13 protein-coding genes and 2 tRNA genes are annotated in these 14,369 nt (G+C 48.7%); 2 read left to right on the forward strand and 13 right to left on the reverse strand.

The features are described from left to right. Window positions 1-24: 24 nt before the first annotated feature. From O59_RS14970 to O59_RS14985, 4 genes are all read right to left on the reverse strand, one after another. Complete coding sequence (locus O59_RS14970; RefSeq protein WP_007644202.1) at window positions 25-672, reverse strand: energy transducer TonB; 648 nt, start codon at window positions 670-672, stop codon at window positions 25-27. A gap of 97 nt (window positions 673-769) precedes the next feature. Further along, window positions 770-2,350: a M56 family metallopeptidase gene (locus tag O59_RS21120; protein ID WP_007644204.1), complete on the reverse strand. Its 1,581-nt coding sequence runs from the start codon at window positions 2,348-2,350 to the stop codon at window positions 770-772. Window positions 2,351-2,407: 57 nt separating this feature from the next. Beyond that, a complete protein-coding gene (locus tag O59_RS14980) occupies window positions 2,408-2,869 on the reverse strand; it encodes a BlaI/MecI/CopY family transcriptional regulator (protein ID WP_007644206.1) in 462 nt (153 codons plus the stop codon). Between the two features lie 206 nt (window positions 2,870-3,075). Further along, the gene (locus O59_RS14985) at window positions 3,076-3,732 is read right to left on the reverse strand and encodes an OmpA family protein (RefSeq protein WP_007644208.1); all 657 of its coding nucleotides are present in this window, start codon (window positions 3,730-3,732) and stop codon (window positions 3,076-3,078) included. Window positions 3,733-3,985: 253 nt separating this feature from the next. Here O59_RS14985 and O59_RS14990 point away from each other — a divergent pair, with 253 nt between their 5' ends. Beyond that, window positions 3,986-4,528 (forward strand): leucine-rich repeat domain-containing protein, encoded by a 543-nt coding sequence (locus O59_RS14990; RefSeq protein ID WP_151056658.1) that lies wholly within the window; start codon window positions 3,986-3,988, stop codon window positions 4,526-4,528. A 73-nt stretch (window positions 4,529-4,601) separates the two neighbouring features. Here O59_RS14990 and O59_RS14995 read toward each other — a convergent pair whose 3' ends face one another. From O59_RS14995 to O59_RS15030, 8 genes are all read right to left on the reverse strand, one after another. After that, a complete protein-coding gene (locus O59_RS14995) occupies window positions 4,602-4,877 on the reverse strand; it encodes a PilZ domain-containing protein (RefSeq protein WP_040392816.1) in 276 nt (91 codons plus the stop codon). A gap of 143 nt (window positions 4,878-5,020) precedes the next feature. Further along, the gene (purC, locus tag O59_RS15000) at window positions 5,021-5,731 is read right to left on the reverse strand and encodes a phosphoribosylaminoimidazolesuccinocarboxamide synthase (RefSeq protein ID WP_007644214.1); all 711 of its coding nucleotides are present in this window, start codon (window positions 5,729-5,731) and stop codon (window positions 5,021-5,023) included. A 43-nt stretch (window positions 5,732-5,774) separates the two neighbouring features. Further along, window positions 5,775-6,545, reverse strand: a complete 771-nt coding sequence (locus O59_RS15005) for an MBL fold metallo-hydrolase (RefSeq protein ID WP_007644216.1) — start codon at window positions 6,543-6,545, stop codon at window positions 5,775-5,777. Beyond that, window positions 6,546-7,757: an outer membrane protein assembly factor BamC gene (gene bamC, locus O59_RS15010; RefSeq protein ID WP_157152589.1), complete on the reverse strand. Its 1,212-nt coding sequence runs from the start codon at window positions 7,755-7,757 to the stop codon at window positions 6,546-6,548. Between the two features lie 39 nt (window positions 7,758-7,796). Beyond that, the gene (gene dapA, locus O59_RS15015) at window positions 7,797-8,669 is read right to left on the reverse strand and encodes a 4-hydroxy-tetrahydrodipicolinate synthase (protein ID WP_007644220.1); all 873 of its coding nucleotides are present in this window, start codon (window positions 8,667-8,669) and stop codon (window positions 7,797-7,799) included. 143 nt (window positions 8,670-8,812) lie between these two features. After that, window positions 8,813-9,868, reverse strand: a complete 1,056-nt coding sequence (gene nadA / locus O59_RS15020; RefSeq protein ID WP_040392820.1) for a quinolinate synthase NadA — start codon at window positions 9,866-9,868, stop codon at window positions 8,813-8,815. 185 nt (window positions 9,869-10,053) lie between these two features. Beyond that, window positions 10,054-10,129 (reverse strand) — tRNA-Lys (locus O59_RS15025). Window positions 10,130-10,172: 43 nt separating this feature from the next. After that, a tRNA-Lys gene (locus O59_RS15030) sits at window positions 10,173-10,248 on the reverse strand. Window positions 10,249-10,510: 262 nt separating this feature from the next. Between O59_RS15030 and O59_RS15035 the strand changes: the two genes are divergently transcribed. After that, entirely contained in the window at window positions 10,511-13,606 is a 3,096-nt protein-coding gene (locus O59_RS15035; RefSeq protein ID WP_007644224.1) for an EAL domain-containing protein, read from the forward strand. A 36-nt stretch (window positions 13,607-13,642) separates the two neighbouring features. Here the strand turns inward: O59_RS15035 and queC are convergent, their stop codons facing one another. After that, window positions 13,643-14,317 carry a 7-cyano-7-deazaguanine synthase QueC gene (gene queC, locus O59_RS15040; RefSeq protein WP_007644225.1) on the reverse strand — a complete coding sequence of 225 codons (675 nt, stop codon included), beginning with the start codon at window positions 14,315-14,317 and terminating at the stop codon, window positions 13,643-13,645. Window positions 14,318-14,369 lie beyond the last annotated feature (52 nt).

A 14,369-nucleotide genomic window follows, 5' to 3' on the forward strand; every position in this document is an offset into this window, starting at 1 on the left:
GCCGCAATCATTTGTTCGGTCGCGTTATTTTTCCATGTTGAAACGAACCCTATCTCTCACATCTGGCGTTTTTACCGCAACACCATCCACCACATTAGGTTTGTACTTCCAGCCTTTCACCGCTTTGATCACACTGCGGTTAAACACACTGGAGGGTACGGCGGCGATAATTCGAATATTTTCGGTAGTCCCCAATGCAGTCACATCAAACATAATATCCACATAACCTTCGACGCCTCGCGCAACTGCCGCCTGCGGATACTGGGGCGCAATGCGGATAATGGGTACCATTTGCCCAGCAAAACCAAACACACCATCAATGGGTGGTTTCGCTGCAAGCGGTGGCTCGCCGAAATTCATACCGGGGTCTACTTTAACCTCGATGGTCTCCTGCGTATTAATGACTGGCGGTGGCAATTGCTCAACCGGGCGCACAGGCGGCTCTTGTTTTATCGTCTCAATGGTTTCAGGAACTTTCATGGTAACTGTCGGTATAGGCGGTGTTGGTTTTGCCGGCTGTAATGGGTAATCGTTATGCACCAGCGAATACATCGCAAATAGCAGGCACAAAGTCATCAACAATGCGGCGGGGAAAATACTCAACAGACGAGCTATTAGGGAATGGGTAAATAGATGACCATCAACTAAAACGGGGGTAGGTATAGCGTTCATAATAATTTCCTCGGTTTTTGGGCAAAGAAAATCCCTGCCCGGTTATGGCATACAAAAAATGATTAACGATCTGTGTAGATGGAGGGGAAGTTAAAACTTATCGTCGTCGTGTGGCGACATCAGCGGGTCTTGCACCCGTAGCTGAATCATCATGCAAGAGCGTAAAGCGGAACAATTCTGTTACACCTTGCACAACAATAGGTTGACCATCAATTACTTGCGGACGGTAGTGGGATTTTTTTAATGCAGTTAAAACACTGCGGTCAAACACACGCGAGGGCGAACGGTTAATAATACGCGGATTGATAATATGGCCGGTGGTATCAATCGTAAATTCAACCTCCACCCAGCCCTCGATACCCTTACTCAGCGCGCGCGCGGGATAAACGGGTGTAACCAACGTTACCGGCAAAAAACCTTCGACTTGAATGCGAGGGATGGGCAAGGCTGAAGGGGAACCAAGTTCAATACCGGAGAGTTGGGTCAATTCGGTTTTATCTGGTTTAACCGCCTCAACATGTACCTGTTCTATTATTTCCAGAGGCGATGGGGCATCAGACAATACAGGTTTTAATGATTGTACTAACGCCCAGCTGAATATTTCGCTGCGCACTTCTGTGTTATGGAGCAATGCATCTTGATTATCTTCCCACTGGATTTTCAATACATTATCCACTGAGGCATTCATTTGCGCGCGCAAGGGAATCCACTGCACACTCGCAAAAATGCTTAGCAACAATGCACCAATAAGTACCCAGTACTGCGCTGACTCTGTAGCGATGGAATGATGTGGCCGCTGCTTATCCAACACAGCCAAAATACGCTGATGAATATCTGAATGGCCACGCATATACATTGCGCTATCATCGACCGGATGATTTCCCTCTAGTGTCGCAAACGCCAATAAATTTTTAGCATAGCTAAGATGCTTGTCACGCAACTTATAGATGTAATCATCACACGCGATTTCAGCTTGTAAGAATAGTTGATGGGCCACCCACCAGATTGGCAACAAAAACCAAAAAATAGCGCAGGTAATTTTTACCAACAAACTAATTAGCCAATCCCAACGCGCGATATGCCCTAACTCATGCATCAACACGCTCACGCGTTTGTCTTCATCCCACAACAACACCGCGCGCGGCAATACAATAACCGGTCGAAAAAGCCCCCAAGTGTACGGTGATTTCACATCGGGCGACGTCAATAATTGAACCGGGCGCTGCACATCCACTAATTCGCACAACACGGCAGCTTGTGCGAGTAATTCGGGATCGATAATTTTTTGTGCCGATTTTTGTTGCTGCCAAAGACCAATTACTCCCAGCAATAAATAGAACAATAAACTGCTAGCGGGAAATAAATACAGCGCGAGAAGAATTAACCATTGCACCTGTGTCAACCCTTGCTCCAACAACGAGCCCACTGATACAAAGTATTCATGTGATATCCATTGGGTAATCAGCGGTGTTGATTCAAAGCTCAGCAGGATAACCGGTGCAATATTTGCGAGCAGCGGCAATAAGAGCATCCAAAGGAAACCAAGACTCAGCACAAAATGCTGCAAGGCAGCCGATTTATTGCGCACCAATAGCCACAACATCACAATTATCAATAATAACAATGCAGGCTTAATCAAGCCGGTCACCAGGACATCTATGGTTGTTGCGGTATCCATAACTCTGCCTCGTATTAATGGACACTTACACGCAAAAATAATGTTTGTGTGCGATTATTATTGGCTTTTTTTCGGTGACGATGGCTCTTTTACGGTTGAATGCACAGCGGATGAATTTACTTCCACATTAGCGGCTTCATCGATTGCTTGCTGCAGCTGGACAATTTCATCGGCGCTGAGTTTGTCCTTATTCATCCCTAATAACGCATTGACGGCCGCCGCAGTAGACCCCCCAAAAAAAGTTTTTAGCAGTTTTTGCAATGCGGACGTACGCGCCTCTTCCTGGGCGATTCGCGGAAAATAAATGTAACGCGGCCCCTCTTCACGAAAATCCACAATTTGCTTTTCCACCAACTTGGCCAACAATGCCCTGACAGCCGAATAACTTGGCGCATCGGGAATGGCCTCACGAACATCCTGGGCAGACAACTCGCCCGCCTCAAATAAGGCATCCATAATTTGCCGCTCGCGCCGACTGAGCTGTGAGGCAGCTGCTTTTTCTATATCATCTGAAGTCATATCTCTACTAGCACTCTATTTGCTGAGTTACCTGGAAGTGCTATTTTTTTAGCACCATGCTATTAAATTAGCACCTTTAACTCACCGGTCAAGTAAAAGATGCTAAAAAAGCAGCACCCGTTAAAAATAATCGTTGCCCATACAAAATATGGGCAATAAAAAAGCCGCTGCGGTTACCCGAGCGGCTTTTGGACGAGCAGTCGAACTTATTGTTCGTTAGGTACCAGTTCCAGTTCTACACGACGGTTCTGTTCGCGACCCATAGCGTTGTCGTTGCTGGCAACCGGGTAGCGCGAGCCGTAACCATAAGACTGGATACGCGCACTCGCCACTTTTTGGCTGCGCAAGTACATGGCCACACTGTCAGCACGACGCTGGCTCAGCGGCTGGTTGATGCTATCGCTACCAGTAGAATCGGTATGGCCAGTTACGCGAATAGAGGTTTGATTGAACTCGGCCAATACTTTGGCTACAGAATTGAGTACAGAAAAGAAGTCTGAGCGAATATCAGCACTGTTGGTTGCAAAGGTAATGTTGCCCGGCATAACCAAAAACAGGTTATTACCTTCTCGTCTTACTTGCACACCCGTGCCCTGTAATTCGGCACGCAGTTTGGCTTCCTGGCGATCCATGTAGTTACCTACACCACCACCCACTACACCGCCCAGGGCAGCACCTTTAAGCGCACGCTCACGGCGATCCTTGGCATTATCGCCAGTAGCTGCGCCCAATACCGCACCCGCTACGGCACCAATACCGGCACCTTTTACAGTTTTACTGGTTTTTTGTTCGCCAGTGTAAGGATCAGTAGTTGTACAACCGATCAAGCCAACGGATAACAAAAGCGCAATTAGGTATTTCATGATGAGTCTCCAATAAAACAAAAGTAACGAATAGATGCTGGGGGTGAATAAAAATCGATATCGCCCAAGCAGATGCCAAGGTTCAATCCATGCTCATGGTTGATCGAGTATTGATTTTTAACGACAGGAACTGAACCAATACTGAATTCGCGATTCTACCATTGCTGTCACCGGTGTATCTGATTAAAGTGGCTAGTAACACTTATTTACTCAGCGCCAAATCCACCAGCACCGCAATCTAGGTAAAGTTGATATGCAAAGCAAGCTTCCACTCATTCAAATTAAATCGCTATGGATATTTTGTGCTCTACTCATCAGTCTATTAATGAGTGGCTGTAAAAATTATTCTGTGAGCGTCAACGACAACATGGTGTATGTACCACCCTCTATTTTTAAAGATTTTAAAATAGCGGACCAACAATTATTCGATTGCGTACAACAAACTATTTACGACGCACACATCACGCGCGCAGAAGATCTAAGCACGCTAAATTGCAGCAATGCAGGCATTAAATCACTACAAGGACTGGAAAAGTTTTTTGCGCTGAAGGAATTAAATTTAGCGGATAATCAACTTACAGACATTACCACTTTAGGGAGTTTGGGGCGCTTGGAAATAGTAAAGCTAAGTGGCAATAATATTAAAAATACCGCGCCGCTGTTGCACCTACTGCACTTAAAAACATTGGATATACGCAACAATAGCGCGCTGGACTGCAAAGATTTGCCACAACTTATCGCCAATTACAACAAAACCACTACTGAGTTTTTATTACCTACACAATGTATTAAATAATAAAAGAATATTCACTGCGCACAATAATTGCGCGCAGTGAAGGTACGCGCAAACTCTCCAACCCAGAACCCCGTCAACTACTGCTGCGCACAAACATTAAACCAATGGTATTGCGCAGCTGATGCACTACGCGCATGCGGACTGGCTCCGCATTAATTGCACCCACTGCCTTTTTGAATTTCACCATCACTTCAGTTCCAACCGGCGGGCAAACCTGATTTTCAATTTGCACTTGTGCGCCGCCATCTGAAATGTCTTTTGCAAAACCCACGATCATGCCAAAACTGGGGTTGGACATCTCGACCCTGACTGAGGTTGAGGTGCGCTCAAAAACGCGACGTTCGTTCACTGTTCAATCTCCATTTTGTTCTCCATTAGTGCGCAATAACCGATCAAATTACTTTTTACCGTTTGAGTATAGATACTAATTCCCAGAACACACGGCAATAAAAAAGGGGCCGAAAGCCCCTTTTTGGCGATCGAAGAACACAACTAGAAAGTCAGCCCTAAGCGCTGGCCCACCATTTCATAGGATTCCACCACATTACCGAGATTCTGGCGGAAACGATCTTTATCCAACTTCTCGCGAGTGTCTTTGTCCCACAGACGGCAACCGTCTGGAGAGAACTCATCACCGAGGATAACTTCTCCCTTATGCAGACCAAACTCCACTTTGAAATCAACCAACAACATATTGCCTTCAGCAAACAAGGCTTTAAGTATGTCATTGATCTTAAAGGTTAACTCCTTCATCCGCGCCAATTGCTCGGGCGTCGCCCAACCGAAGGATTGAACGTGGGATTCGTTGACCATAGGGTCACCCAAAGCATCATTTTTGAGGAACAATTCGAATGTAGGTGGAGTTAACTCCATGCCTTCCTGCACCCCCAGACGACGCACCAAAGAACCGGCGGCCAAGTTGCGTATCACACACTCGACCGGAATCATTTGCATAGTTTTCACCAGCACTTCGGTATCTGACAGGAGTTTTACAAAATGGGTAGGAATGCCGGCAGCTTGCAGCTTGCCCATAATGAACGCATTGAACTTGTTGTTCACCATGCCTTTGCGATCCAACTGCTCGATACGCTTGCCATCAAAAGCGGAGGTATCGTTGCGGAACAACATGATTACGTGATCCGGATCATCAGTTTTGTAGATGGATTTGGCTTTGCCAGCATAGAGTTGTTCGCGCTTTTCCATTGATAGGCCTGCTATTCAAAAGTAAAAATGTAAGAAACTGAATTTAAGAAACGGATAACCAGTCAAACCCCTGGTTTTGACACGCAAAAGTCACTTGTTTGACCTCTGCTGTGACGGGTGCCAGAGTGGCTTGCGCCAGCTCCAGCGAATTATTTTGTTGACTTATATGAGCAATCACCAAATGCTGCAAGCGGGCACAATCCAAACGCTGCAAGAACCCAGCGGCCTGCTGATTACTCAAATGCCCCCACAAACCACCTACACGCTGCTTGAGCGATGGCGGGTAATCACCCGACGCGAGCATCACGGGATCATGATTTGCTTCCAATACCATCGCATCCAGATCCTGATAATGCGCTTCAACGTGAGCGGTAATACTGCCCAAATCCGTCAACACACCAAGGCGCAACCCGGCATACTCAAATACAAATTGTGAGGGTTCGCGCGCATCATGTGGCACCGCCACTGGCGTCACCAGCAGCTGATCGATCTCAAACGGCTGGTACGCTTCAATCAAACGTAAATCCGGTAAATCACCCAAATTGCGACTGTGATAAGTACCGGGTGTCATATACACCGGTAAATCATAGCGTCGCGCCATAGCGGCAACGCCCTTGATGTGATCTGTGTGCTCGTGCGTGACCAGTATAGCGGTCAGCTCTTCCGGACATTTGCCCAACCGCTGCAGGCGCTCATTTGCTTGTTTGACGCTAAACCCGCAATCAATGAGCAAAGTGCCTGCCCCCCACTCCACCAACGTAGAATTGCCGCGACTGCCGCTACCGAGAGATGCAAAACGCAGGGGAGCTGTCACTTAAATCAGGTTTTTACGTAATAAAGTGACTAAATGGCGCGCTTCGCTGGTAGTCAAGCGCTTGCCATAAGGGTCGCGTACCCTCACAACATAATCGTTGTTTTCACCCGTGATTACTATGAGATAACCAGGTGCTTTGGGTAGTATTTTTTCCTTTTTACGCTCCGAGCGTGGAGCTGCTTCAAACTCACTACCCGTCAACATGTTTGTTTTAATTTGCGCCAAGCTGTAGGGGGTGGTTGGCGCTTTGGGTTTCAAACCAATTCTAAAAAGACGCTTGAAAAAGCCTGGCTTGGCCTCTTCTGGATCCAAATAATGAACATAGTAGATGGCCGCATCGGCATCAGCTTCAAAGGTAGTAAAACCATCTTGTTTAGCTGCATAAGCCAAGGTGGCAAAGGCGCGAGTGCGGTCCAACTTGATCAGCATTGCTGGCTCACCGCGCAACATGGTCAAACTGGCTTTTACTGAACCGCCGATAGACTGGGCCAAGAGTGAAGTGCCGCCTTCGGCTGTTTCACTTGCAAGTGTTGCAGCCAGCTCATCCAACAACCATTTTTCACGCTCAGGATTAACCGATTTACGCGGCCATCCCAAATCGGCAGCGGGTTTTTCCGCTTTAGGTACACTCATGTGCGTGATGTGCACTTCCGTCGTTTCCGGTTGTACCCCCTGATCAATCTGCAGGCGATAACGATCATAGGTCGAAAGATCAGTTTTGAATTGCAACCAGCTGGTTTCAATAATGCCGCGACTAATATCCGCACGACTAACCGCCAAATTGTTTACGTTGAGGAAGTTACGAATGCGTGGCCAGACCTCTCCGGGAGCAGCGTTAAGCAAAATCCAGCTCTCGCCACCCACACGTTGGATTTTTACGTTTTCCTGCTCAAGATTGGCAGACAAAGGCATAGGGCGGGGAATTTCGTTATCAACCGAATTAGGGTCGTAACCAAAGTCTGTCGCGGTAATTGGGGGAATGGGATACAACTCACCCATGGCTTCGGAGTGCTTACCGGCTGGCAGAACCAAGGGAGGAATATTATCTGCTTTCAGATAATCGCTTTCGCGATTACGAAAAACGCCCTCATCACCAAAAAACATGCCGCAGCCAGACAGGGAAAACCCCACACTCGCCAACAACAACATGTTGAGCGGACGGGTGAAGCGTGTACCAAATATTTTTATCGTCATTGCGTTACGTAAACTCATGAATCATCTCATCGACAACAACAAGACAAGTGGCGGGAATTAAAGACCCGCTGCTTGCATGGCTGTTTTAAGCTGTTGGTGATACTGCTCTGACAAACGTGTCAGTGGCAGGCGAATACCTGATTGAATCAAACCCAATTGCTCCACGGCCCACTTGACCGGAATGGGGTTGGATTCAACAAACATAGCAGTATGCAAAGGCAGCAAACGTTCATTAATGGCACGCGCTTCTTCGGCATTACCCGCCAAGGCCAACTCACACATACGTGCAATGGCAGCAGGTACGACATTCGCGGTGACAGAAATATCCCCTTTGCCCCCTAAAAGAATTAAATCGACTGCTGTGGCATCGTCGCCAGAGATGATACTAAAGCTCTCAGGTGCTTGATCGATAAGGATTTTAGCCCGGGCCAGATCGCCTGTAGCTTCTTTGATGCCGATGATATTCGGCACTTTTGCCAGACGTAGCGCTGTTTCTGATTTCATATCAACGCCGGTACGACCTGGCACGTTGTAAAGAATTTGCGGAATAGCAACAGCATTAGCGATATGCGCATGATGTAAAAACAAACCTTCTTGGGTAGGCTTGTTGTAATAAGGTGTGACCAGCAGACAGGCGTCAGCGCCGACATCTTTCGCCGCTTGGGTGAGTTCGACCGCTTCCGAGGTAGAGTTGGCACCCGTGCCCGCAATCACCGGTATGCGACCATTGACCTGATCGACCACTTTCTTAATAACCGCCAAATGTTCATCAACCGTCAAAGTGGCTGATTCGCCAGTGGTACCCACCGCAACAATGGCGTGAGTACCCTGCTCCAGATGCCAGTCCACCAATTTATGCAAACTCGCCCAATCGAGGGAATTATCTGCATTCATTGGGGTTACCAGGGCAACCATACTGCCTTGAATCATCGAGAGCTCCGTTAGCTAGCGAAAAAAGTAGCGATATAAAGGTGGAAACAACAGGTCAACAAACGAAAGGCGCCATGGTACTGAGTGGGGCCTGACGAAACAAGCAAAACACCATCAAGAGCAGCGGAATCGCCGCGAAAGAGTTATTTTTTAAAATCGAGCATACGCTGCAACGGAATCATAGCCTGGCGACCCAACTCGGGATCAACATGAATCTCGTTATCACCCTGCTCAAACACATTGGCCAGATTGTCCAACACATTCATCGCCATCCAAGGGCAATTTGCACAAGAACGACAGGTCGCACCACTACCTGCGGTGGGAGCGATATGGAAAATTTTATCCGGATTAAGCTGCTGCATTTTGTAAAAAATGCCTTGATCTGTCGCCACAATAAATTCGCGATTAGGCAGTGTTTGCGCCGCCTTAATTAACTGCGAGGTGGAACCCGCCACATCGGCCAAATCAACTACCGCTTTGGGCGATTCAGGGTGCACCAATACAGCCGCATCAGGGTAAAGCAACTTTAGATCTTCAATGCCCTTGGCTTTAAATTCTTCGTGTACGATACAAGCGCCGTCCCAGAGCAATACATCGGCACCGGTTTTTTGCTGTACGTAAGCGCCCAGATGTTTATCCGGCGCCCAGAGGATTTTTTTACCCTGACGATCGAGATAATCAACGACATCCAGCGCAATACTGGAGGTCACTACCCAATCAGCACGGGCTTTTACCGCAGCAGAGGTATTGGCATAAACCACCACTGTGCGATCCGGGTGCTGGTCGCAAAACGCAGAAAATTCATCGATAGGACAACCGAGATCGAGCGAACAGGTCGCCTCCAACGTCGGCATCAAAACACGCTTTTCAGGAGTGAGGATTTTGGCGGTCTCGCCCATGAATTTCACACCGGCAACAATTAAGGTATCTGCCGGATGATTTTTACCGAAACGCGCCATTTCCAGCGAATCCGATACACAACCACCGGTTTCTTCGGCAAGCGCCTGAATCAATGGATCGGTGTAATAGTGTGCAACCAATACCGCATTATGCTGCTTCAACAACGCCTTGATGCGCGCCTTGTAGCCAGCCTCTTGTTCGGGGGTATATTGCGGAGCGCTCCAGGCGCGGGCGAGATGCTGTTTTACAACATCTTGCGCATTGGCATCGCGCTTGGCCACATTAAGAAGTTCAGACATAAAATCGCCTCACTGGACGCTCACTCGCGATGGCGAAGAGCAAATTTGCGCGAAATTTTATCACAGAGCCGAATCGTTGACGGGAGAATAAACAGCGCCAGACATGTTTTCGATCTAATAAAAAAAGGGCGCCTGTAAGCGCCCTTTTTTGACTCTGCCACACGAATTAACTGCAGCATTTAATGTGGTGGGTCGTGCTGGATTCGAACCAGCGACCAATTGGTTAAAAGCCAACTGCTCTACCGACTGAGCTAACGACCCACAGGTGTCGCACTTACAAAAACATCACCACAACAGAGTTGAGTGGTGGGTCGTGCTGGATTCGAACCAGCGACCAATTGGTTAAAAGCCAACTGCTCTACCGACTGAGCTAACGACCCTAAATGCGAGGCGCGTATAATAAGGTTTTGATAAAAAAAGACAAGCGTTTTTTTAAACATTTCATAACGAACCACAAATTTCTACGGCGGCCGGTTATATAAAAAACGATTTGTTTTTCTAATGCACAAACACCTGCTATTCACGCTGGAACACAGGTTTGAACGGCAAGCAAGATAAAAATTTCCACTCCTGCGTGTAAAAATTGACCTATTATTCACTGCATAGGCCTCTTCACTGAACGACTGCTATTGAGACACTCGCATGCCGCTTGCGCCCTCCGGAGAAAACACACTAAGGCCTGCAGGGGTCAAGCCGAGCCAGTTTTTAATACTGCTACTGGCTTATTTCTCTACCGGCTGGTTAGGCTTGCTGGTTCCGTTTGAAAATGAAAAGGTCACACTATTTTGGTTGCCAAGTGGTATAGCTGCAGCGGCGTTTTATCGCTGGACACCCAAACTCTGGCCCAGTGTTTTTATTGCGGCACTGCTGATAAACATGACCTCCGGCAACAATCTGCAAATGAACCTGCTACTCGCCGCCGGTAATACCCTCTCGCCTCTGGCAACCGTCTGGCTGCTGCGCCGATTTAATTGCGACCTATCCAGCCTTGATCGTAAACACACCCTCGGCTTTTTGCTGCTCAGCGCTCTGGGCATGACACTCTCGGCGCTGGTGGGCGCAAGTTTAATTGGTATTTACCATCAGTTATCTCTGGAGACCGCTGCCTACATCGCTCTTGCATGGTGGATGGGCGACAGTCTGGGCGTGTTTCTGGCCATGCCGTTCTTGGTCAACATGAATCGCGACTATCTGAACCGGGTCAATACGCGCAGGACAGATTTTTTATTGGTGATCAGCACAAGTCTGATCGTTGGATTAATCTGCTTCCCGCTCAACAATTTTGTCAATGGTGCGCACCTGCCCATAGTGTTTATCACTTTTATTTGCATTGCATGGGCAGCCCTCTGGTTCGGCCTGTTTGGCAGCGCGATCACCACCATAGGCTTTTGTTTTTTAGCCATATGGGCAACCGTGAACCAATGGGGGCCATTTGTGTTGCCCAGTATGACGCTGAGTTTTTGGCTGATTTGGCTCTATACCGCAAGTATGGTGATCATTGGTTTTATGATCACCGCTGCACACATCAAGATTACCCATAGCTACCAGCAACTCGCACAATCAGACCTTCATCAGGAACAGCAGCAAGCGCAACTGAAACGCGCGCAATTAATGGCACGTCTGGCTCATTGGCAGTGGAACCCGCACACCGGGAACTACCAGTTCAGCGAATCCATGAGCAAACTATTCGGGCTGCCAGCAGAGGCGTTAAGCGGCAAGATGGAGGATTTTATTGGTTCCTTTATCCACCCGGATGATCGCCTGCTGCTACAAATCGCACTCAACTCAGCACTTGACCAACAACAACCGCTGTCCCTGGATCTGCGGCTTGAACCGGGCGGCAATCAACGTTTTTGGTTGCAACTACAGGCCGATAAAACACCCACCACAGAAGGCATAGTATTGCAGGGCACAATGCAGGATATCAGCGAGCGCAAGCGCCTCGATTTGGCACTGACCGCTGCGGCTGCTGATGCCGCTTCAGCACCGGATTTTTTTGTCACTATCTTGCGCGCCCTGGGCGATGCAATGTGCGTGGAGCATGTGCTCATCAGCCTTATAGACCCCGATGACCCGATGACAGCGCACACCCACACCTATCTCCGGTGCGGTGAGTTGCAGCCCAACTTCAGCTATTCACTTGAACACACACCCTGCGCCGATGTGATGGATGAAAATCTGTGTTTTGTCAGCAGTGCGGCCACCGCGCACTACCCCTTGGATGAAATGTTTCGCGAGCACAAGATTGAGAGTTATTTGGGTGTGGGCATCCGCGATGCGGAAGGGATTCCCATCGGCATCCTGATTGCCATGGCCGAGCACCCCACCCCTGTTTCTGCGCAATTAAGTTCGCTTCTGTTAATTTTTGCAGAGCGTATTGGCGGCGAGCTGCGCCGCGCGCAGGATCAGGAAAAAATCTACAACCTTGCGTTTTTTGATCCACTGACCCGCTTACCCAATCGTCGCATGCTGCAAGACCGCCTCAAATTAGTTGTCTCGCAAAGCACCCGCAGCCAACAGTACGGCGCTTTACTTTTTATCGATCTGGATCACTTCAAACTGCTGAATGATACTCGCGGCCACCATATTGGCGATCAACTTTTGGTGCAGGTGGCCGAGCGCATTGAAAGCATTATCCGCAGCTCTGATCTGGCAGCCCGGTTGGGCGGCGATGAGTTTGTGGTGGTGTTTGATAATCTGGGGGATAACCCGCAAGACGCGGCTCAGGAAGCCAAAAAACGCGCCGAGCATTTACACGAGTTAGTGAGCCTGCCCTATGCATTGCGCCAGTCGGTCTATCACTGCACCATCAGTATCGGGGTAAGCCTGTTTAACGGCCAAAACCGCTCCATCGATGACCTGCTACGCCATGCCGATGCCGCCATGTATCAAGCCAAAGACAGTGGCCGCAATGCCATCCGCTTTTTTGACCCCAACATGCAATCCCATTTGGAGAAACGCGCAGCCATAGAGGAGGATTTACGCAGTGCCCACGATTCGCGCAAACAGTTAATTCCCTACTATCAAGTGCAGGTTGATGAACAAGGCAAAGCCATAGGTGTGGAGTTATTACTGCGCTGGCAACACCCCCAAAAAGGGATGATTTCGCCCGCCGACTTTATTCCCGTTGCGGAACAAACCGGATTAATTGTCTCCATGGGACGCGAGGTAATTCGCCAGGCATGCCAACAATTACAGCGCTGGCAGCAGCGCGCTGAATTTGCACACCTGAGCATTGCAGTGAATGTCAGCCCAATCCAATTCAACCAACCCAACTTTGTGGAAGAGGTACTGACCATTGTCGACAGCTGCGGGGTCAATCCCCGCCGGCTCAAGCTGGAGCTGACAGAGAGTTCACTGCTTAAAAATGTCGATCAAAGCATTGTCAAAATGCAACTGCTGCAGGATCGCGGTATAGGCTTTTCAATGGACGACTTTGGCATAGGCTATTCATCACTTTCCTACCTCAAACGTCTACCGCTGGATCAATTAAAAATTGACCAAACCTTTGTACGCGATATCGCCATAGACCCAAACGATGCAATTATTGCGCGCACTATTATCGCCATGGCGCAAAACATGAATTTGCAAGTGATAGCGGAGGGAGTTGAAACAGACCAGCAGCAAGTGTTTCTGGAGCAAAACGGTTGTCGTTTGTTTCAGGGGTACTTTTTTGGCCGCCCCATGCCGCTGGAACAACTCGAAAGCGAGTTGCTGGCACGAGGCTATTGCTCCTAAAACAGTTGATGCAGACGCGCTATTGCTAGCGCGGCATTATTGATAGCGAGTGGGATCAGCAATACCGGCCTGCACAAAGCCCTGCTTGCGCAGGCGACAACTATCGCACTTGCCGCAAGCCTCGCCTTCATCATTGGCCTGATAACAGGATACCGTCAGGCCGTAATCCACACCCAGCGCTACACCTTGCTTGATGATGTCGCCCTTACTCAGATGAATAAGTGGTGTGCGAATATGTAGCTTATTACCTTCCGCGCCCGCGCGCGTCGCAAGGTTAGCCATCACCTCATAAGCAGCAATGTATTCAGGGCGGCAATCCGGGTAGCCGGAAAAATCCACCGCATTCACGCCGATAAAAATATCATCGCAACCCAGCACTTCCGCCCAGCCCAGCGCAATAGATAAAAACACTGTATTGCGCGCCGGTACATAAGTCACCGGAATACCGCCGGTCTCCTCTTCCGGTACCGCAATAGTGTCATCAGTCAGCGCAGAGCCGCCAATGGCACGTAAATCCAGCTTAATCACCTTGTGTTCCACTGCGCCCAGCGCCTTGGCGGTGCGCTCGGCAGCTAACAGCTCGGAGCGATGGCGCTGGCCATAATCAAAACTCATGGAATAACAGGCATAACCTTCGCTACGGGCGATGGCGAGCACGGTAGTGGAATCCAAGCCACCGGAGACAAGAACTACTGCTTTTTTTTGCAACATAACTCGATCAACCAAAACAAATGAAGGATTAGCCAGGCCTGAGAAACTTTGT

Source organism: Cellvibrio sp. BR, from assembly GCF_000263355.1.
Classification (GTDB): domain Bacteria; phylum Pseudomonadota; class Gammaproteobacteria; order Pseudomonadales; family Cellvibrionaceae; genus Cellvibrio.

What these genes read in the sequence shown, in the direction of transcription:
- O59_RS14970 (WP_007644202.1), bottom strand. Translation starts at nt 672, where the DNA reads ATGAACGCTATACCTACCCCCGTTTTAGTTGATGGTCATCTATTTACC.
- O59_RS21120 (WP_007644204.1), bottom strand. Translation starts at nt 2,350, where the DNA reads ATGGATACCGCAACAACCATAGATGTCCTGGTGACCGGCTTGATTAAG.
- O59_RS14980 (WP_007644206.1), bottom strand. Translation starts at nt 2,869, where the DNA reads ATGACTTCAGATGATATAGAAAAAGCAGCTGCCTCACAGCTCAGTCGG.
- O59_RS14985 (WP_007644208.1), bottom strand. Translation starts at nt 3,732, where the DNA reads ATGAAATACCTAATTGCGCTTTTGTTATCCGTTGGCTTGATCGGTTGT.
- O59_RS14990 (WP_151056658.1), top strand. Translation starts at nt 3,986, where the DNA reads ATGCAAAGCAAGCTTCCACTCATTCAAATTAAATCGCTATGGATATTT.
- purC (WP_007644214.1), bottom strand. Translation starts at nt 5,731, where the DNA reads ATGGAAAAGCGCGAACAACTCTATGCTGGCAAAGCCAAATCCATCTAC.
- bamC (WP_157152589.1), bottom strand. Translation starts at nt 7,757, where the DNA reads ATGAGTTTACGTAACGCAATGACGATAAAAATATTTGGTACACGCTTC.
- dapA (WP_007644220.1), bottom strand. Translation starts at nt 8,669, where the DNA reads ATGATTCAAGGCAGTATGGTTGCCCTGGTAACCCCAATGAATGCAGAT.
- nadA (WP_040392820.1), bottom strand. Translation starts at nt 9,868, where the DNA reads ATGTCTGAACTTCTTAATGTGGCCAAGCGCGATGCCAATGCGCAAGAT.
- O59_RS15035 (WP_007644224.1), top strand. Translation starts at nt 10,511, where the DNA reads ATGCCGCTTGCGCCCTCCGGAGAAAACACACTAAGGCCTGCAGGGGTC.
- queC (WP_007644225.1), bottom strand. Translation starts at nt 14,317, where the DNA reads ATGTTGCAAAAAAAAGCAGTAGTTCTTGTCTCCGGTGGCTTGGATTCC.